We start from the raw sequence: 18,029 nt of genomic DNA, 5'->3' as shown, positions 1-18,029 counted from the left end.
CACCTATCAAGATTCGTCATCGGTTCTTGGGCGCGAAGAATTCCCGCCAGCGCAGCCGGATGAAGGCGCGCTTGATGGCGAGGCTGGCCTGGGCGGCCTTCCGCCTGCGCAGCAGGCCGCAGAGCATGGCTATGCCTTCCTCGCTGAAGGCGCGGGGGAGATACTTCGCATGCCGCCCCCAACCCAAGGCTCCGGATCGGCCCTTCAAGACCTCGCTCTCCTCATGATCCAAATGGAACATCATGTCCTCGGGGAACCGGTCGATGTGGCGCTGGGCGGCTCTGTTGATGGCCTTCGCCGGCAACCCGCAAAGCCGGGCCAGGTCGCCGCTCACCATGACGTGCCGGCCGCGGATGACCAGGATGCGGCGGTCGATGAAATCTCCCTCTCCCAACTCTGCCATGGTGAAGACCCCCGGTCTATATATACGACCTCGGGGGGGTTTTTGTTCCATTTCGGGGGAAATCTTAAGGTGCACCATTGGCACCTTAAGATTCTGCACCAAAAGGATATGATGCCCGCGACGACGCTCAAGTATGCATGGGGATCGGCAATGCCGGGCATCTAGGGCGGGCGGTAGAGAAATGGCTCCCGGTGACACACGGCTCGCGCCGCAGGATATCCAGGCAACTGGAGCTTCTTTTCCGTTGCCAATGGTAGGCGGCTGCATTATAATCTTTGTTGACGGCCCCTTTGGAGGCCGTGCTATCAAGTCAAGTGGCTCAATGGTTATGCCCATTGTTGACCTTGACAAGTGTATATTACCATAGTATACTAACAACAGATGAGTGGAATCGATCTAGCTCGATGTACCGGCTTTGAGTGGGACAAGGGGAATGCCGAGAAGAACTGGCGGAAGCATCATGTCACGCCGTCCGAATGCGAGCAGGTCTTTTTCAACCAGCCGCTTGTCATCGCGCAGGACGAGGAGCATTCTCAGAAAGAGTCCCGCTATTTTGCCCTGGGACAAACGGACATGAAGAGGCCATTGTTCGTGGTTTTTACGATTCGAAAGGATTTGTTCCGTGTCATATGCGCCAGAGACATGAGCCGGAAAGAACGCGAGGCATATAGAACCCATGAGACAGAGAATTCCTAAATTCAAGAGCGAGGACGAGGAGAGAGCTTTCTGGGCTTCCCATGATTCTGCCGACTATGTGAACTGGAAGAAGCAGAAGAAGGCCATCTTCTCGAACCTCAAGCCATCAGTCAAGGCCATCTCACTTCGGCTGCCAGAGTCCATGCTTGAAGAGCTCAGGCTTTTGGCGAACAAGAAGGATGTGCCTTATCAGTCCCTCCTGAAAGTTTTTTTGTCCGAGCGGATCGCGCAAGAGCTCCGACCACATCCACATAGGGCATAACATCGGGTTCTACCGGTGCGCTTTCTGGTCGATGAAACTAAGCTATGGGTCTACCGCAGTTGCGCGCTGCCGCGCGCACGGTAGACCCATACGTTCTGCTCATCATCCGGTCGGCCTTGACAATCACGACTACACATGTTATACACAATAGCAGGGGTTTCCCATGACAAGGATGCAGGTCCTACTGGCAGAAAAGGAAGTCAAGGCGCTCCGCCGCGTGTCCGCACAGAGCGGCAAGAGCTATTCCATGCTGGTCCGCGAGGCAATTGATAATGCTTACCTCTCGCGCTTCACCGAAGACGAGATCGCTGGAATGGCCAAAGAGGCGAAGCAGGGCCAGGGCGTCAGGAAATTTCAGAAACTACAGGCCGCCCGACGCCATTTGTGGTCGCTCTAAGGCGCGCCAGTGTCCGTGCTTCAATTTGCATTTGCCAGCAGCTTCCAGAGGAGCCTTAAAGGCCTCCATCCACGAGATAAGGTCGCCATTCAGCGGCAATTGGATTCCTTTATGCTTGCCGCCGATGTCCGCCGAATTCCAGCGGGCTATGGCCTCACAAAACTAGGCGAACAACTCTGGGAATTCCGCACAGACCTTGCACTCCGCGTCCTGTTCAATTGGGACAAGAATGCCATCACCTTCCTCTTCGTCGGCAATCATAATGAGGTCCACCGCTTCTGCAAGTATTATCGTTGATATGCCAAAGAGAATATTGTTGTCGGCGGTCCTCCCTGTCGCGGGTGCTATTTTCATGGCCGCCTGCCTCGCCTCAAAACAACGATCCGATCCGACGGGCGAGTCGGCGGCTACTCAAGAAAAGGATTGCGCTGCCCGTGGCGGGAAGCTGTTCAGAGCCCCACATGCACGGGGATATTTCTGTTTTCTGCAATACGCCGATGGCGGCAAAGATTGCACAGACCGCAAGCAGTGCCAGGGCGGCTGCTATTTGGACAATCAAATAGCGAGACCGAATCCAGCCGGCTCCCAAGCAGAGGGACATTGCAGCTACGACAGCTCTCCCTACGGCTGCAAAACGGAGATCGTCAACGGCATGGCACAGCAAGGGCTTTGCGGGGATTGACCGACATGGATGAAGCCCCGCCTCCCGTCCCGGAGCCATGGCACCCCGCCGGGTTCTGGATACGCTTCGCGGCCGACCTCATCGATTCGCTGGTCGTCTATTTCCCCGTGGGGTTCGTCACGACCGCCGCCGCCGCGTTCGGGACTCCCAACGCGACCGCCATCGTCCTGCTCAAAGCCCTGACGGCTATCGCCGTGGGAGGGGTCTATTACACGGTCCTGACCGGAAGGAGCGGACAGACCTGGGGCAAGAAGGCCTTCGACATCAAGGTCGTCAATCAAGACGGCACCCCGCTCACCTACGGCGCCGCGTTCGGGAGATGGTGCGCCTATCTGCCCTCCTACCTCACCTTGGGCATCGGCTTCATGATGGCCGGCTGGAACGAGGAAAGGAAAGCCCTCCATGACCGCATCATCGGGACCCGCGTCATCCGCAAAGGGCCGGCCAGCGGCGGCCGGAGCCCCGGGAAGGCCATCGGCATCATCGCCGCCATAGCCGCGGTCCTGTTCGCCGCGGCCCTGGCCGGCCTGGTGCATTGGCTCCGGAGCAACAAGGGGAAGCTCGACGAGCAGAGGCGGGCCATCGCGACGGAGGCCGCGGCTTTCGCCGGGAAGACGGACCAGGAAGGCTGCGTGAAGGAGTCCCTCTCGCGGCTGGCCGGGGCCGGCTTCATGGACCAGGTGCGCGACGGCGTCTTCCTGGAGAACTGCCTCGGCGCCGCGCGCCCTTCGGAGACATTCTGCGACGCGGTCCCGCCGGAGAACTCCATCATGGCCACGGTCGCATGGCGGTCCCAAGTCTGCGAGAAATACGGGCATCCGAACGACCCAGCCTGCGGCAGGCTGCTCGCGGCCATCCAACGCCATTGCCGGCAGGCGCCCCCCCCGCCCCCGAGGATATGAGCCAGGATCCCTGGGTCGAATTGGAGAGCGTCATCCGCGCTCAACTCGCGCTGCAAGTCGAGCTCTCCTTCGACCGACACCACCGATTCATGATGAAGCACGGGCTGGCTCGATGCCAGAATGTCGTGGACATAGGAACAGGCAACGGCCTTTTCCTAGGGAAAGTCGCACAGCGGCATCCCGAGACCAATTTCCACGGCGTAGACGACAAAGCCCATATGATCGAGGAGGCCAGAGCCCGAAATCATGCGAATGCCAGCTGGACCCAAGCCGACGCGCAAGATGAGAGCGTCCAGGCCATGCTGGGCGCCAGCGACGGCATCTTGATGCGCTACTTCGTCCTGCATCTGCCCAAGACCAGCGCCGCGCTCCCGCGGATACTCAGCCGGGTCACCCCGTGCACTCGCCTTTGGATACTCGACCTCGACACGGATCATTGCGTCTGCGAACCCGAGCACCCGGCCTTCAGCTCGTTTCAGGACCTGGTCCGTTCTTTCTGCGACAAGAACTCCGTCGAGATCAGGACCGCGAGCATGCTGTCTCCGATCCTGGAAGCCGCCGGTTTCGAGATGCGCGAGGTGTCTGTCGAGCCCTTCAACAATCGGGAGATCGATCCCAAGCTGTTCGCCGAGTATCTCTTCCGGGAAGCGACCCTCTATCACCACTTCCTAGAGGGCACCCGCAGCTCCCAGGCGCTACGCGAGATGGAGCGCTTCTTTTTCGAGGTGATGAGACCGGCTACGCACTTCGTGCAATACGGGATGACGATGATCAGCGCTGTGAAGCGCCCTTTTCCGGGACCTCGGCGCCCTCCCGGCCAAGGCGGCTCAAAGCCCGCTGGCGCCGGATGGTCTTGAACTCCCTGCCGTAGAGCTGCTCGAGTCCATGCATCTCCCGAGCCACGGCCGTGGGCGCCCGGCCCGCGAGCTGCGGGGCGTAGAGTTTGTCCTGGGCCTTGGCCACGCGGCCCTCGCCGTCGGCAAGCTTGCCCTGGGAGATCGCTCTATGGGCGAGCGTCAGGTCGAAGGCCGCGGTGCGGACGTAAGCCGCCAGAGTCCCATCACGGAGCTTGCGCTCCGAGCCCCGCGCCAACAGCGACGACAACGGCTTCTCGAAGATGCCGATGAGCACCGTCGCGCCCAACGCCGCGACGAAGATGACGAGGACGATGTCCGCTCCGACCCCGTCGTTTCGATGAGACACCCGACTGCTTACTGCCCCGCCTTGGCCGGCTCCGCTTTGGCCGGCTCAGCCGCCTGGGCCGCCTCGGCCTTCTGCGCCTCCAGAGCCTCCTTCACCTTCCCCTTGGCTTCCTTCACGTCTGCCAGGAACGCGCTCTTGGGATGCGCCTTCTCGAAAGCCTCCAGCGCGGCGACAGCCTCCTCATACTTCCCCGCTGCGGCCAGGTCCGCCGCCTTCTCGAACTCGCGCGCCTCGGCCTTGCGCACCTTGACCTTCTTCTCCCGGGCCGGGTCCTTCATCGCCGGCTGGCTCAGGTCCGACTTGTCGTTCCTCTGATCATCTCCCCGCACCGCGGCCACGATCGACGGCGCCCGCCTCTGATAGGTCCCTTCCACCGACGACTCCGCCAGCCCCTGCTTCAAGTGCTTGAAATAAGTCTTGAGAGAATCCCACTTGCTCGTCTCAGCCTGCGCGCCCACAGCCAAAAGCAGGACCAGCGCCAGATATCTCATCTCCCCTCCCGAATCACTTCAGATCGCCCAGCAAGGTCTCCACCGCCGGCTTCAAGGACCCGTCCAGCGCCAGAGCCTTGTCCGCGTAGCCCCGCGCCTTGGCCTTGTCCTGGAGCCGCACTCCGGTCTTGACGAGATTGAGCCACAGCTCCGCGTCGGAGCCGTCCGCGTCGGCCGCCTGCAGGTACCGCGCCTCGGCCTGGGCGAAGTCCCCCGCCAAATAGGACAGGCCGGCCAGGTTGTTCAAGGCCGCCGCGTCCTTCGGGTCCAAGGCCAGGGCCTTGTCGTACTCCGCCGCGGCCGCGGTCGAGTCGCCCCTCTGATACTCCAGCAGGCCCAGCTGCACGTGCGCGCTCGCGTCCCGGACGTCTGCCGCCGCCTGCTCCGTATAGAGCTTCTTGAGGAACTCGTAGCGCTGGCCGGCAAAGTCCTCGGCGTCCGCCGTGAAGCGCTTGGCGCGCGCATCGGCCTTGGGCGCCTCGTTGACCGCCGCCGCCTCGGGCAAGGTCGCCGGCTCGAAGCTCTCCCAGGCCTGGCGCGGGTCCAGCACGCGCACCCGGCCCTTCTCATCCTCGGTCTTGTAAGCGTAGAGCGCCTTGCGGTAAGCCTCCGCGAAAGAGCTCCCCAGCATCGTGGCCTCCAGAGGAATCCAGTAGGTGCCCTGGTATTTCACCAGCGCCGGGCCGGGCAGCCCGGCCTCGGCCGGGTCGTCCGTCTCCGTGTCGAACATCAAGGCCATATGCCCCGGATAGTCGAGGATCGCGGAGCGCACGTTGGCCCCAGTGAGCATGGAGACGAGCAGCGTGGACAGGTCGTCGCACTGCCCGCTCTTGCGCTTCAAGGTCTCGCGCGGGAACTGCGCGTAGTCCACGGGGAAGTTCGCGTCCTCGCGGGTCGCCTCGTAGGGATTGCTGGGATTGCTTTGGAAGCGCACCCCCGCCTCGGAGAGCGCCTCCCAGAGGTGCATCGCGGTCACCAAGTTGGGGTTCAACGCCCCGGCCGCGGCGCAGCGCGGCCGGTCGCGCAGGGCCTCGACCGCGAACTCGCGGACCGGCGGGTCCTTCGGGGTCAGGAAGTTGGCGATGCGCCGCGGTTCCTCCCAGGTGATGGCGTTGCGCGAGTACACGCGCAGAGGCTTGGTCAAGGACACCGTCTCCTGCTTGCCGTTCTCGAAGTAGGTCAACGTGAACTCCGCCTGCACCGGCGTGTCCTCGCTCACCTCCAGGATCTTGTTGTTCAGGGTGGCGATCAAAGGCACCTCGACCGACTCCCGCGCCTCGAGCCTCTTGATCTCCGTATCGTAGCCGAAGTCCATGAACTCCTTCAGGCGGAAGGTGAGCTTGAGGCTCTGGAACGGCACGTTGACGTTGTTGGTCACCTTCACCTTGCCCACCGGGTTCTTCAGGTACCACTTGTAGTTGGCGGAGAAGATGTTGCCGATGGTGGCCGTGGAGATCTCCACCGGGGCCTTGTTGGAGGCCGCGGGCACGGTGACCGGGAAGGGCCGGGAGAGCGGCCCCAGGTCCTTGGTCTTGGCCACGGTCGCGACCACGTACCAATAGGAAGCGTCCGCGGCCGCGGTGGAATCCTGGAATCTCGGCTTCTCCACCTGCCCCAGCTCGCCGAAAGGCCCGGCCGGGTCGGTGGAGCGGCTGACCAGGTAGCCCGCGGTCCAAGGGTCTGCCACCGCCTGCCAGGAGAGGCTCACGACGCCTTCCTTGGTCGAGCTCGAGATCGAGACCGGGGCCGCCAGGTGCGGGTGCAGGTCATAGGTCACGATGCGGGCCTTGCCGTAGTCCGCGACCAGCAGGCGCTCGCCCTGGATGGCCACCGCGGTCGGCCCCGACAGTTCCCTGGGCGCCGGGCCGGGCGCGAAGAAGTCCGTCAGCCAGCGCCCGTCCTTGGTGTAGACCGAGACCCGGGAGAGCCTGTCGTCGAGCACGTAGAGGTAGTTGTGGCCGTCGAAAGCCAGGGCCGAGGGCGACTGGAACTGGCCCGGGCCCTCGCCTTCCTCGCCCCAAGCCGCGATGAAGGCGCCCGAAGGCTCGACCTGGAAGACCTTCTTGAGGCCCTTGTCCGTGAAGTAGAGGAAGCGCCCCTGGTCCCAGGCCAATGCCGTGGGCTCGACCAAGGTGTAGGGCCCGACCTGCGGGCCGAAGCCGAAAAGGAACGCCCCTTCCGGGCTGAAGGCGTCGATGCGGCGGTTGCCCGCGTCGGCCACATAGACCGTGCCCGCGTCGTTGATGGCCACCCCGCGCGGGTCCTTGACCCGGCCTTCCTTCTTCTTGCTGTCGAAAAGCCCGGAGCTCGCCGCGATGGTGTCCTGGAAGGTCCCGTCGATCGCGAAGCGCTGGATGCGGTTGGCCGGCGTGTCCGACACGTAGACCCCCAGCTTCTTGGAGACCGCGAAGCCCTGAGTGCCGGAGACCCCTCCCGGCGCCTGGCCGCCCTTGGCGCCGAAGCGGGCCTTGACCCGGCCTTCCCCGTCGAACACCGCGAACTGCCCGGCCAGAGGCAGGTAGGCGTAGAGCTCGTCGCCGAACGGGGCCAGGGCCGAGGCGGCCTGCTGCCAGGAGCGGCTCGGCCCCGAGACCGTGAGCTTGGTCTGCAGGTTGGGGGCCAGGAGCTCGGTCTTGAGCTTGTTGCTGACCTCCGCGCGCTGGATGCGCGAGTTGCCCGCGTCCAGCACGAGCACCATCCCGTCCGGGGCCACCGCGATGCCCTCCGGCTTCTTGAACTGGCCCACGCCCGAGCCGATGCTGCCGAACCTGCCCAAGACCGCGTCGTCCGGGCCGCGCTCGATGACCTTGCCGTTGCCGGCGTCGAGCTCGTAGAAGAAGCCGTAGGCGTCCACCGCGAAATCGTTGCCCTGCGCGCCGAACTCGCGCGCGAAGCGCGCCGAGGGGTCGAACTTCTGGATGCGCTCGTTGCCGCTGTCGAGCACGTAGATGTTGTCCGCGGGGTCGACCACCACCTTGGTGGGCTCCTTGAAGCGCCCCCCCTCCTTGCCCTTGGAGCCGAAGACGTAGAGGAGGATGCCCTCGGCGGTGAAGACCTGCACGCGGTCGTTGCCCGTGTCCGCCACGTAGACCCGGCCGTCGCCGCCCACGGCCACGGACTGCGGCGACCGGAGCATGCCGCGCTCCGAGCCGCGGGTCCCGAACGACCAGAGGGGTTCCCCGTCGCCGTCCAAGACCCTGATGCGCGAATTGCCGGTGTCGGCCACGTAGACCCGGCCGTCCGGGCCCACCGCCACGCCGCGGGGCGAGTCGAAGCTCGACTTGTCCGTCCCCTTGCGGCCCACGGCTTTGCGGAGCCGCCCGCCGAGCTCGCAGACCAAGAGGGCCGATCTCTTCTCGTCGAGCACGTAGAGCCGCGAGTCGTGGACGGCCGCGGCCACGGGCCTGAGCATCTCCGGGGACTTGATGGGCTCCAGGAAGTGGATGGCGTCGTAGGCGCGCGCCGGAGCGCCGCAGAGCAGCACCGAGAGGGCGAGGAGGGTCTTCATGGCTTGAGCGACTCCTGGATCAGGCGGTTGACGATGACGGGGTTGGCTTTCCCCTTGGAGAGCTTCATGACCGCGCCCACCAGCGCGCCCGCGGCGCGGGCATTGCCGGCCCTGAGGTCCGCCGCGGCCTTGGCGTTGGCGGCCAGAGCCGACTGGACCCAGGCGGCCACCGCCGCCTCGTCGGAGACCTGGGCCAAGCCGAGCTTGGCCACGACCTCCGCGGCCGAGCCGCCGCCCTCCCACAGCGCGGCGAAGGCGGCCTTGGCGCCCTTGCTAGACAGCGTGCCGTCCTCCACCAGCGCCGCCAGGGCGCCCAGCTCCGCGGCCGGCAGGCGCGCCGCCTCCGGGGCCAGGCCCTCGGCGTTGAGCCGGGCCAGGAACTCGGTGGCGATGAGGTTGGCGGCGGTCTTGGCCGCGGCGGGCTTGAGGCCCTTGGCCGCGGCGTCGAAGTAGTCGGCCAGGGCGCGCGTGGAAGCGAGGAGCTCCGCGTCGTCGGCGCTCAGGCCGTATTGGGAGGCGAAGCGCTCCCGCCGGGCCTCGGGCAGCTCCGGCAGGCGGGCCTTGAGCTCTCCGAGCCAACGGGCGTCGGCCACCAAGGGCGGCAGGTCGGGATCCGGGAAGTAGCGGTAGTCCTCGGCGCCTTCCTTGGAGCGCATGGGCCGCGTCACGCCGGCCTGCGGGTCCCAGAGCAAAGTCTCCTGGCTGACCCGGCCGCCCGCGGCCAGGAGCCCGGTCTGCCGGAGGTGCTCGTATTCCAGGGCGTCCTTGACCGCGCGCACGGAGTTGAGGTTCTTGATCTCCGTGCGCGTGCCGAACTCGGCCTGGCCGGCGGGCCGCACGGACACGTTGGCGTCGCAGCGCAGCTCGCCTTTCTCCATGTCGCAGCGGCTCACCCCGACGTACTGGATGATCTCCTTCAAGGCCTTGAGGTAGGCGGCGGCTTCATCGGGGGAGCGGAGGTCGGCTTCGCTGACGACCTCGATCAAGGGCACGCCGCCGCGGTTGAAGTCCACCAAGGAATGGTCGAGCTCCCGCGAGCCGACGGCATGCAGGAGCTTGCCCGCGTCCTCCTCCAGGTGGATGCGATGGATGCGGATGCGCCTGCCGGCACCCTGGGGCGCCGGCAGGTCGAGCCAGCCGTCCGTGGAGAATGGCTTCTCGTATTGGGAGATCTGGTAGGCCTTGGGCAGGTCCGGGTAGAAGTAGTTCTTGCGCGCGAACACCGAGGCCGGTGCGATCCGGCAGTTGAGCGCCAGGGCCGCCTGGAACGCCAGCTCCACCGCGGCGCGGTTGAGGACCGGCAGCACGCCCGGCTGGCCCGTGCAGAGCGGGCAGACCCGCGAGTTCGGGGGAGCGCCGAACCCGTCGGTCGCGCAGGCGCAGAAGAGCTTGGTGCGGGTGGCGAGCTGGACGTGCACCTCGAGGCCCACCACCATCTCGAAGTCCGCGCTCACGCCGCCCCCCGCTTATGGAACGCCTCGAAGAGCTCGATGTCGCTGCGATAGCTGATGAGCTTGCGGGCCGCGGCGAAAGCGGCCCAGCGCACGGCCATGATCTCGTCGCCGTCCCGGCTGCCGACCTTCTCCAGGGGCGCCATGAGATACCACCTGACCTGCTTGGAGACCTCCCGGCCGTGCCGCAGGAATCGGTAGCGCGCCGTGGTCAGCGGCGCTTGGATGCGGCAGGCCCAGCCGGTCTCTTCCTCCACCTCGCGCAGGGCCGCCTGGCGGGGACCCTCGCCCGCTTCCAGATGCCCCTTGGGAAAGGTCCAGCGGACCTCGCCTTCCAGGTTCTCCACCTTGACCAGAAGCACCTTGCCCTCGCGCACCACCAAGCCGCCCGCCGATATCTCCTTAAGCACGGGCCGGCTCCGGCAGCTCCAGCCATGGGTCGGCCCGCTCATAGGCCGCGGCCGCGCGCAGCAAGGTCCCCTCGCAGAAGGAGTCCGCGATGAGCTGGAGCCCGATGGGCAGGCCCGCCTTGGTCCGGCCGCAGGGCAGCGAGAGGCTGGCGTTGCCCGCCATGCTGGAAGGGATGGTGAACGCGTCGCCGAGGTACATGGCCACCGGGTCCGAGGTCTTTTCGCCCAGGCGGAAGGCGGCGGTGGGCGCGACGGGCGCGGCGATGACGTCGACCTGCTGGAAGGCCGCGGAGAAATCCCCCTTGATGAGCGTGCGGACGCGCTGGGCCTTGCCGTAGTAGGCGTCGTAGTAGCCGGCGCTCAAGGCGTAGGTCCCCAGCATGATGCGGCGCTTGACCTCGGGCCCGAAGCCCTCGGCGCGCGAGAGCTCGTAGAGCTCTTCGAGGTTCTTCGCCCGAGCGCTGCGGCGGCCGTAGCGCACGCCGTCGAAGCGGGCCAGGTTCGAGCTGGCCTCCGCCGGGGCCAGGATGTAATAGGCGCTCACCGCGTAGCGGGTATGGGGAAGGGAGACCTCGCGCACCTCGGCGCCGAGTTTGCCCAGGGTGGCCACGGCCGCGCGCACGGCCGCTTCCACTTCGGGGTCCAAGCCCGCCACGAAGTATTCCTTGGGCAGCCCCACGCGCAAGCCCTTCACGCCGGCTCCCAGAGACTGGAGATCGTCGGGGACCGGCATGGTGGCGCAGGTCGAGTCCAGGGGGTCGGGCCCCGCGATGACCGAGAGGGCCAAGGCCGCGTCCCCGACGCTGCGGGCCAGCGGACCGATCTGGTCCAAGGAAGAGGCGAAGGCGATGAGGCCGTGGCGGGAGACCCGGCCGTAGGTGGGCTTGAGCCCCACCACGCCGCAGAAGGAGGCGGGCTGGCGGATCGAGCCTCCCGTGTCCGAACCCAGGGCCAGGCTGCAGAGTCCGGCGCAGACGGCGGCCGCCGACCCGCCGGAGGAGCCGCCGGGCACCCGGTCGGCGTCCCAGGGATTGCGCGTGACCTGGAAAGCCGAGTTCTCGGTGGAGGAGCCCATGGCGAACTCGTCCATGTTGGTCTGCCCGATGAGCACCGCGTCCTCGTCGCGCAGCCGCCGCACCACGGTCGCGTCGTAGGCCGCGGCGTGGCCCTGCAGGATGCGCGAGCCGGCCGTGGTCTCCGCGCCGCGCACGAGCATGTTGTCCTTGACCGCCACGGGCACGCCCGCCAGGCGGCCCAGCTTCTCCCCGCGGGCGCGCTTGGCGTCGACGGCCCGGGCTTGGGCCAGGGCCTCCGGCTCCAGGACCCGGATATAGGCGCCCAGCTTGGGCTCCCAGGCGCGGATGCGCGCCAAGTGCTCCCGGAGGACCTCCTCAGCCGAGGCCTGGCCGGAAGCCACGTCGCGCGCGAGGGCTGCGGCTGGAGCGGGACTCATTCGATGAGCAGGGACTCTTCCTGGCCGGCGTTGCGCTCCCCCGGGCTCTTCTGCGGGTCCCCCTCCGGCGCGGCGCCCTTGCGGCCCGGCTCCGGGGAGTCCTCGTCCAGCGCGGCCTTGCGCTTGGCTTTGGCGGGCTTGGCCTTGGGCTTCTTCGTCACGGCGGGCTCCGGCCTGGCCTCGTCCGGGCCGGCCCCCAGCACGTCCAGGTCCGCCGCGGCGGCCGGCCCTGCCGCGGCCTCGTCGAGGCGGTCGAGACCCCTGCGCGGCGCAGGCTTTGCCTGCGCCGACGCAGGCACCCGCTTCTCAGAAGCAGGTGCCGACTGGCCAGGTGCGGCATCCACATCGTCCACCGCCGCGGCTTTGCGCGCCGGACGCTTGCGCGCCGGGCCTTCCTCGCTGGACACGAAAGCGGGCTCCGAAGTCTCCGACGCGGGCGACGGCGCGGCGGCGTCGCTGCGCCCGCCCTCCAGGACCGCCGCATCAGCGGCCTGGGACCGCGCGCCTTCGATGCTGTCTATGGCGGCCTGGATCTTGGCGCGCTTGTCCGGAAGCAGTTCCAAAGCCCTCTTGAGGTCGGCCAGGGCCCCGGCCCGGTCGCCGAGTTGGGCGCGCGCCTGGCCGCGATTGGAGTAGGCCAAGCCCCGCTTGGGATCGAGCGAGATGACGATGTCGAGGTCGGACTCGGCACCCGAGTAATCGCCCGCCAGGAAGCGGACGTTGGAGCGCAGGTAGACCGCCTCCGCGAAGTCCGGGTGCTCCGAGATGAACTCGTTGAAGTCGGCCAGGGCCTCGCGGTAGGCCTTGACCTCGCGGCGGCACTTGCCCCGGTAGAAGTGCGCCCAGACGAAGCGCGGGTTGATCTCCAGCACGCGGTCGAAGTCCCGGATCGCGGCCGGGTAGTCCTTGCGCCGCTCCTGCACCGTGCCCCGCACCAAGAAGGCCGTCGCGAAGTCGTTGTTGGCGCGCACGGCCTGGCCCAGGCTCTGCAGCGCCCGGCCCAGGTCCCCCTTGGCGCTGGCCACGCTGCCCAGGCCGAAATGCGCCTCGGCTGTGTCAGGGTCGAGTCCTAGGGCCTGAGCGAAATCAGCCTCCGCGGCCGGGTAGTCCTTGAGCACGAAGCGCGCCAGACCGCGGGAGGTGAAGGACGCCGCGTTGTTGGGCCTGAGCTGGTTCGCGATGAGGGCGTCCTGGTCCGCGCCCCGCCGGTCGCCCATGTTCCAGCGGCACAGGGCGCGGTGGCCCAAGGCCGTCTTCCAGCCGTCGAAGAGCGCCAGCGCCTTGTTGAAGCGCACCAGGGCCGCCCCGAACTCGCACTTATCATAGAGCGCGATGGCGGCCGCCAGCGTCTTCTGAGCCTCGCGGCCCGGCTGAGGCGGGCCCTTGGCCGCGGCGCGTCCCGGCAGCGCGGCCAGCAGGCCCGCCAGGAGGCAAGCCCTCATGCGAGCACCTTCTTGACCTTGTAGTAGCCGCCCTCGCTCTCCGGGGCCAGGGCCAGGAGGCGCTCCGGCTCGCAGAAGGGCTTGGGCACGTCGTCGCGCATGACGTTGGAGAGCCCCAACACGCTCGTGGTGGCGGCGGTCTGCGAGGTGTCGAGCGCCGAGATCTCCGCCACCAGCTCGAGGATGCGGCCGAACTGCCCTTCGTAGAGCGCGGCCTCCTCATCGGAGAGCCGCAGGCGCGCCAGCGCCGCGATGCGGCGGACCTCCTCGGCCGTGATGGACATCTACTCCTTCTCCAGGGGCGCGTAGCGCGCCAGGAACTTGGCCGAGTGCCCGTTGTCGAACAGCACGGCCACCTTCAGATTGTCTCCCGAGCCGGCGGCGTCCAAGACCTTGCCGCCGCCGAATTCCGGATGGGTCACGCGCATCCCGACCCTGGCCCCGCAGGCGGAGAGCCGGCGGGAGAGGGGAGTCGCCGGGACCGGGGCCGCGGCGGAGACGGCGGGAGAAGCGGGGGTCCCCTGGAAGAGGAGCTGCGCCTCCACGATGAAGCGCGAAGGCAGGTTGGCGTAGACCTGGCCGAAGATGCGGCGCGTGGAGGCGTAGCTGATGTGCAGCAGCTCGCGGGCCCGCGTGATGCCCACGTAGCAGAGCCGGCGCTCTTCCTCGAGCTCCTCCGGCACCGCGTTGCCCGAGCCGATGGGGAAGAGCCCCTCCTCCATGCCCGTCAGGAACACGGCGGGGTACTCCAGGCCCTTGGCCAGGTGCACGGTCATCAAGGTGACGGCCGGATTGTTGGGGTCGTAGGCGTCGAGGTCGGTCTGCAAGGACACGGATTCCAGATAATGGGAGAGGTCCAGGGCCGCGTCGGCCGGGGCCTTCTCCTCGTATTCCTTGGAGGAGTTGATGAGCTCCTGCAGGTTCGCCAGGCGGCCGGCCGCCTCCGGGTCCGTGGCCACTTGGCCCTCGAGCCAGGCCCAGTAGCCGGTCTGCTCCAGGATCAGGGCGATGGCCCGCGAGGCGGTCACGCCCGCCGCGTCGGCGCGCAGCTTCTCGACCGCATGGACGAGCTCGGCGGCGGCGCGGCGGCAGGAGGCGGTCAGCTGCGGGATCTGGGCCTGTCGCGTGAAGGCTTCCCAGAGGTTGATGCCCTGCGCCTCGGCGAAGCTGGCGATGCGGTCCAGGCTGGTCTTGCCGATGCCCCGGGCGGGCACGTTGATGACGCGCTGCAGGCTCGTGGAATCGGCCGGGTTGAGGATGAGGCGGGCGTAGGCCAGAGCGTCCTTGATCTCCTTGCGCTCGTAGAAGCGCATGGCGCCCACGATGACGTAGGGCAGGCCCGCGCGGCGCAGGGCCTCCTCGAAGGAGCGGCTCTGGGCGTTGGTGCGGTAGAAGATGGCGGTCTCGCGCAAGGACCGGCCCTGGTCGAGGAGCCCGCGGATGCGGCGCACCACCCAGCCCGCCTCCTCCATCTCGCTGGGCAGCTCCTGCACCACCACGGACTCGCCCGCGGGCTTGGTGGTCCAGAGGGTCTTGAGCTTGCGGGTCTTATTGTGGCGGATGACCCTGCCCGCGGCCTCCAGGATGCGCGAGCTGGAGCGGTAGTTCTGCTCCAAAGTGACGACCTTGGTCTCCGGGAAGTCGTTCTCGAACTCCAGGATGTTGCGCACGTTGGCGCCGCGCCAGGAGTAGATGCCCTGGTCGTCGTCTCCCACCACGCAGAGGTTGCGATGCTGGGCCGCGAGGGTCTTGGTGAGGATGTACTGGGCGTGGTTGGTGTCCTGGTACTCGTCGACGAGCATGTGCTCGAAGAACTTCTGGTAGTGGGAGCGCACCTCGGGATGGTTGCGCATGAGGTCGCAGGCCTTGAGCAGGAGGTCGCCGAAGTCCAGGGACCCGGAGGCGTCGAGCTTGCGCTGGTAGGCCAGGTAGATCTCGGCGGCGGTCTTGCGCGCCGGATCGCCGGTGGTCATGGCGTGGATGGAGTAGGACTGGGCGTCGAGCAGGTCGTCCTTGGCGCGCGAGATGACGCTCACGTACATGGAGGCCTTCTTGTCCTGGTCCTCCAGGCCCACGGCTTTCATGGCCTCGGCCACCAGGCGCTTCTGGTCGGACTGGTCGTAGATGGTGAAGTGGCGGTTGAGCTTGAGGACGTCATGGTGGCGGCGCACCAGGCGCGCGGCGAAGGCGTGGAAGGTGTGGGCCCAGACCAAGGCGCCCTTGCCCGGGGCGAGCTCCTCGATGCGGCGGCGCATCTCGCCGGCGGCCTTGTTGGTGAAGGTGACGGCCAGGATCCGGTCCGGCGCCACGCCGCGGCTGATGAGGTGCGCGATGCGGTAGGTGATGACCCGGGTCTTGCCCGTGCCCGCCCCGGCCAGGACCAGCAGGGGCCCGCCGGGATGGAGCACGCCCTCCTTCTGCTGGGGGTTGAGGGAGTTAAGGTCTATGGCCGGGCACGTTTCCACTCGTGATATTTTACCTTATCCGGCCCGCCTGGGCTCTCCTGCCGCGGGCTCCGGCCCTGCGCGAGGATCATCCCGCGCAGCCGCGGATCGACCAGCCTAGGGTCGAGCCGCAACGCCTCGTCGTAGACTCGCCGCGCCTCGGCCGCCTGGCCGGCGCCGGCGTAGACCGCGCCCAAGGACAGGTAAGCGTCCAAAAGGAACCGGTCCAGCCTGATGGCCGCGCGCAGGTCCCGCACCGCCGCCGGGATCTCGCCGCGCAGCGCTCTCACGATGCCCCGGGCGTTGAGCACCGCCGCCTCTCGAGGATGCTCGCGCGCCAGACCCTCCAGGCGCCTGAGGGCCCCGCTCTGGTCCCCCGACCGCTGGCAGGCCAAAGCCGGCTCCAGGAGCTCCCCCGCCGACGGGCGCAGGCGCTGCTCGCGCGCCAGCGCGCGCAGCTCCTGCGCGTGGACGTCGCTGCGGCCGTATTCAGACGACTCCCGCCACCAGCCGGCGGACCGGTCCCGGCCGCACAAGGGTTCGGCCCGGTAGTCCCGCGCGGGACGCCGGGCGATCCTTTCCCATCCCGCCGCCAACGAGAAGCGCCGCGGGCCGGGCCACCCGGCGATGAGCGAGCAGACCTGTTCGCGCAGGCTGTCATCATGGCGCATGAGCCAATCCTGCGTCCGCTGGTCGCCAGGCGCGCCGCCCAATGGCAGCGCATACGGCTGCGCCCAGAGGCTCTCGGCCTCGGACAGGGCCGCGGCAGCCTCCCGGTCGCGGCCGCGCTGCAGAAAGGCCAGCATGCGCAGCTGGGCTTCCTTGCGCCGCCAAAGACCGTCCGGCGGCGGGCCGAGGCGCTGGAGGTGGTCGGCGCCCGGGCCGCCCCGGGCCAGAAGGGCCCAAGCCAAGTCGAGCTGCACCTCAGGGTCGGACCGCAGGAGCAGGGCTTGGCGCAGGTCCGCGATGGCTTCGGCGGGCCGCCCCTCCTTCAGGCGCAGGCGCGCGCGCTGCGCCCAGAGGCCGGCATCGGCGGGGTGGGCCGCGAGCGCGGTGTCAGTGGTCGCGGCCGGCCGGGGGTACAGGCTCAGACGGTACAGCGTGAAGGCTCCGGCCGCGAAGACCGCCCAGAAAGCCGCCAAAGTCGAGGCTCTGGAGAACGCGGCGGCGCCCGCCCGGCCGCGCCCGCCCATGATGACATCAGCCGGCAGGCTGGCGGCCAACGCGGCCAGGATGGGCCATAGCGGGATGAGATACGAGGGCTTGACCGCCATGAGACAATGCACCCCGATGGTGTAGCCGGCCAGAAGGGCCAACTGCCGCGCGGCGCCGGCGCCGCGCAGCCGCCAAGCCGCCAGGATGGAGAGCCCGAAGAGCAGGGGATGCAGGCGGAACAGCAGCCAGAGCCGCATCGCCACGGCGGCCAGGTAGCGTCCCGGATGGGAAGCGATCTCGCCGACGGCCCAGGTCAGCACGCCGCCGCGGCCGGCCCCCGTCATCAGGACCACGCCGCCTTCCACGGTCGAGCGCAGCCCGAGAGCCCCGGCCGCGATGTTGTTGTCCGCCCGCCCCCTCTCGAAGAGGACGAGCTCGCGGTGGCAGCGCCAATTCATCCCCACCCACGGCAGGAGGAACAGGAATGGGACGAGCGCCAGGATGACGGCGGCTCGGCGTCCCGGCGCGGTCCCGCGCAGGCCCTCGCCCAGGGCCAGGAGCGGCCCGAAAAGGAATAGCACCGAGCGCTCCAGGAGGCTCAAGCCCAACGCCCCGGCCAGCAGGAGGCTGCCCCTGAGGCGGGACGACCGGGCGCGCTGGACCAGGAGATTCGCCGTCGTCAGCATCAGGACGGTGTAGACCGCCTCATAGTTGAACCGGCGCTCCAGAAGGGGGGCGGCTACGAGCGCGGCCAAGCCGCCGCAGAGGCCGGAATGCAAGCCCTGCCCCAGGGAGAAGACGAGTCCCAAAGAGGCCAGCCAAAAGAGCGCGGGCAGGAGGCGGCCCACCGCCGGCGGAGCATGATTGAACGACAGATCGCAGAGGACCCCCTGCAGGGGCATGCTCCAGGAGATCGCGGCGGGGTCGGCATCGGCCAGATCGCGCAACCCATGGACCAAGGCCTCCCCGACGGCGCAGTCACGGGGATCGCCGTGAGCGGACAAGCCCAGCGGGGAGGCATCCGCGCGGCAGAAGAAGATGACGACGGCCGCCGCCAGCCAAAGGAGCGCGGGGACCCGCGCCAGAGCGGCCCGCGCCGTCTCCAGCCGCCCCTGCGGATCCGCCACGGC

The 18,029-nt window shown here is 67.8% G+C and carries 18 protein-coding genes; 7 read left to right on the top strand and 11 right to left on the bottom strand.

The window, feature by feature from the left end; translation table 11 throughout:
• Positions 1-16: 16 nt before the first annotated feature.
• On the bottom strand, positions 17-403 hold the full coding sequence (locus NTY77_16885; GenBank protein MCX5797168.1) for an ORF6N domain-containing protein: 387 nt from the start codon (positions 401-403) through the stop codon (positions 17-19).
• A gap of 381 nt (positions 404-784) precedes the next feature.
• Here NTY77_16885 and NTY77_16880 point away from each other — a divergent pair, with 381 nt between their 5' ends.
• The 7 genes from NTY77_16880 (at position 785) to NTY77_16850 (ending at position 4,199) form a co-directional block, all read left to right on the top strand.
• The gene (locus NTY77_16880; GenBank protein MCX5797167.1) at positions 785-1,099 is read left to right on the top strand and encodes a BrnT family toxin; all 315 of its coding nucleotides are present in this window, start codon (positions 785-787) and stop codon (positions 1,097-1,099) included.
• The gene (locus tag NTY77_16875) at positions 1,080-1,361 is read left to right on the top strand and encodes a BrnA antitoxin family protein (protein ID MCX5797166.1); all 282 of its coding nucleotides are present in this window, start codon (positions 1,080-1,082) and stop codon (positions 1,359-1,361) included. Before NTY77_16880 ends, NTY77_16875 begins: the two co-directional genes overlap by 20 nt.
• Positions 1,362-1,524: 163 nt before the next feature.
• A complete protein-coding gene (locus tag NTY77_16870; GenBank protein ID MCX5797165.1) occupies positions 1,525-1,758 on the top strand; it encodes a hypothetical protein in 234 nt (77 codons plus the stop codon).
• Positions 1,759-1,767: 9 nt separating this feature from the next.
• Positions 1,768-2,055, top strand: coding sequence for a hypothetical protein (locus NTY77_16865; GenBank protein MCX5797164.1), 288 nt, complete (start codon positions 1,768-1,770; stop codon positions 2,053-2,055).
• Position 2,056: 1 nt separating this feature from the next.
• Positions 2,057-2,440: a hypothetical protein gene (locus NTY77_16860; protein MCX5797163.1), complete on the top strand. Its 384-nt coding sequence runs from the start codon at positions 2,057-2,059 to the stop codon at positions 2,438-2,440.
• Between the two features lie 5 nt (positions 2,441-2,445).
• Positions 2,446-3,342: an RDD family protein gene (locus tag NTY77_16855; GenBank protein MCX5797162.1), complete on the top strand. Its 897-nt coding sequence runs from the start codon at positions 2,446-2,448 to the stop codon at positions 3,340-3,342.
• Complete coding sequence (locus tag NTY77_16850; protein ID MCX5797161.1) at positions 3,339-4,199, top strand: methyltransferase domain-containing protein; 861 nt, start codon at positions 3,339-3,341, stop codon at positions 4,197-4,199. Before NTY77_16855 ends, NTY77_16850 begins: the two co-directional genes overlap by 4 nt.
• Here the strand turns inward: NTY77_16850 and NTY77_16845 are convergent.
• Genes NTY77_16845 through NTY77_16800 form a run of 10 tightly spaced genes read right to left on the bottom strand, consistent with a single transcriptional unit; the run spans position 4,114 to position 18,026 of the window.
• Positions 4,114-4,545, bottom strand: a complete 432-nt coding sequence (locus NTY77_16845; GenBank protein MCX5797160.1) for a hypothetical protein — start codon at positions 4,543-4,545, stop codon at positions 4,114-4,116. The genes NTY77_16850 and NTY77_16845 overlap by 86 nt on opposite strands.
• A gap of 8 nt (positions 4,546-4,553) precedes the next feature.
• Complete coding sequence (locus tag NTY77_16840) at positions 4,554-5,036, bottom strand: hypothetical protein (GenBank protein ID MCX5797159.1); 483 nt, start codon at positions 5,034-5,036, stop codon at positions 4,554-4,556.
• A 13-nt stretch (positions 5,037-5,049) separates the two neighbouring features.
• Positions 5,050-8,544 (bottom strand): tetratricopeptide repeat protein, encoded by a 3,495-nt coding sequence (locus NTY77_16835; protein ID MCX5797158.1) that lies wholly within the window; start codon positions 8,542-8,544, stop codon positions 5,050-5,052.
• The gene (gatB, locus tag NTY77_16830; protein MCX5797157.1) at positions 8,541-9,980 is read right to left on the bottom strand and encodes an Asp-tRNA(Asn)/Glu-tRNA(Gln) amidotransferase subunit GatB; all 1,440 of its coding nucleotides are present in this window, start codon (positions 9,978-9,980) and stop codon (positions 8,541-8,543) included. The genes NTY77_16835 and gatB overlap by 4 nt, the downstream gene beginning before the upstream one ends.
• A gap of 14 nt (positions 9,981-9,994) precedes the next feature.
• Positions 9,995-10,405 carry an NUDIX domain-containing protein gene (locus tag NTY77_16825; GenBank protein MCX5797156.1) on the bottom strand — a complete coding sequence of 137 codons (411 nt, stop codon included), beginning with the start codon at positions 10,403-10,405 and terminating at the stop codon, positions 9,995-9,997.
• Complete coding sequence (gatA, locus tag NTY77_16820) at positions 10,398-11,858, bottom strand: Asp-tRNA(Asn)/Glu-tRNA(Gln) amidotransferase subunit GatA (GenBank protein ID MCX5797155.1); 1,461 nt, start codon at positions 11,856-11,858, stop codon at positions 10,398-10,400. Before gatA ends, NTY77_16825 begins: the two co-directional genes overlap by 8 nt.
• The gene (locus NTY77_16815) at positions 11,855-13,300 is read right to left on the bottom strand and encodes a tetratricopeptide repeat protein (protein ID MCX5797154.1); all 1,446 of its coding nucleotides are present in this window, start codon (positions 13,298-13,300) and stop codon (positions 11,855-11,857) included. The genes gatA and NTY77_16815 overlap by 4 nt, the downstream gene beginning before the upstream one ends.
• The gene (gene gatC / locus NTY77_16810; protein MCX5797153.1) at positions 13,297-13,584 is read right to left on the bottom strand and encodes an Asp-tRNA(Asn)/Glu-tRNA(Gln) amidotransferase subunit GatC; all 288 of its coding nucleotides are present in this window, start codon (positions 13,582-13,584) and stop codon (positions 13,297-13,299) included. The genes NTY77_16815 and gatC overlap by 4 nt, the downstream gene beginning before the upstream one ends.
• Entirely contained in the window at positions 13,585-15,765 is a 2,181-nt protein-coding gene (locus NTY77_16805; GenBank protein MCX5797152.1) for a UvrD-helicase domain-containing protein, read from the bottom strand.
• Positions 15,744-18,026 carry a hypothetical protein gene (locus tag NTY77_16800; GenBank protein MCX5797151.1) on the bottom strand — a complete coding sequence of 761 codons (2,283 nt, stop codon included), beginning with the start codon at positions 18,024-18,026 and terminating at the stop codon, positions 15,744-15,746. The genes NTY77_16805 and NTY77_16800 overlap by 22 nt, the downstream gene beginning before the upstream one ends.
• Positions 18,027-18,029 lie beyond the last annotated feature (3 nt).

The sequence above is a fragment of the Elusimicrobiota bacterium genome (assembly GCA_026388095.1).
GTDB lineage: Bacteria > Elusimicrobiota > Elusimicrobia > UBA1565 > UBA9628 > UBA9628.
This window is presented reverse-complemented; position numbering and strand designations above follow the sequence as displayed.

Coding starts and splice junctions, on each gene's coding strand:
- NTY77_16880 (MCX5797167.1), top strand. CDS start 785: ATGAGTGGAATCGATCTAGCTCGATGTACCGGCTTTGAGTGGGACAAG.
- gatB (MCX5797157.1), bottom strand. CDS start 9,980: ATGGTGGTGGGCCTCGAGGTGCACGTCCAGCTCGCCACCCGCACCAAG.
- NTY77_16850 (MCX5797161.1), top strand. CDS start 3,339: ATGAGCCAGGATCCCTGGGTCGAATTGGAGAGCGTCATCCGCGCTCAA.
- NTY77_16875 (MCX5797166.1), top strand. CDS start 1,080: ATGAGACAGAGAATTCCTAAATTCAAGAGCGAGGACGAGGAGAGAGCT.
- NTY77_16815 (MCX5797154.1), bottom strand. CDS start 13,300: ATGAGGGCTTGCCTCCTGGCGGGCCTGCTGGCCGCGCTGCCGGGACGC.
- NTY77_16840 (MCX5797159.1), bottom strand. CDS start 5,036: ATGAGATATCTGGCGCTGGTCCTGCTTTTGGCTGTGGGCGCGCAGGCT.
- NTY77_16855 (MCX5797162.1), top strand. CDS start 2,446: ATGGATGAAGCCCCGCCTCCCGTCCCGGAGCCATGGCACCCCGCCGGG.
- NTY77_16870 (MCX5797165.1), top strand. CDS start 1,525: ATGACAAGGATGCAGGTCCTACTGGCAGAAAAGGAAGTCAAGGCGCTC.
- NTY77_16835 (MCX5797158.1), bottom strand. CDS start 8,544: ATGAAGACCCTCCTCGCCCTCTCGGTGCTGCTCTGCGGCGCTCCGGCG.
- NTY77_16860 (MCX5797163.1), top strand. CDS start 2,057: ATGCCAAAGAGAATATTGTTGTCGGCGGTCCTCCCTGTCGCGGGTGCT.
- gatA (MCX5797155.1), bottom strand. CDS start 11,858: ATGAGTCCCGCTCCAGCCGCAGCCCTCGCGCGCGACGTGGCTTCCGGC.
- gatC (MCX5797153.1), bottom strand. CDS start 13,584: ATGTCCATCACGGCCGAGGAGGTCCGCCGCATCGCGGCGCTGGCGCGC.
- NTY77_16885 (MCX5797168.1), bottom strand. CDS start 403: ATGGCAGAGTTGGGAGAGGGAGATTTCATCGACCGCCGCATCCTGGTC.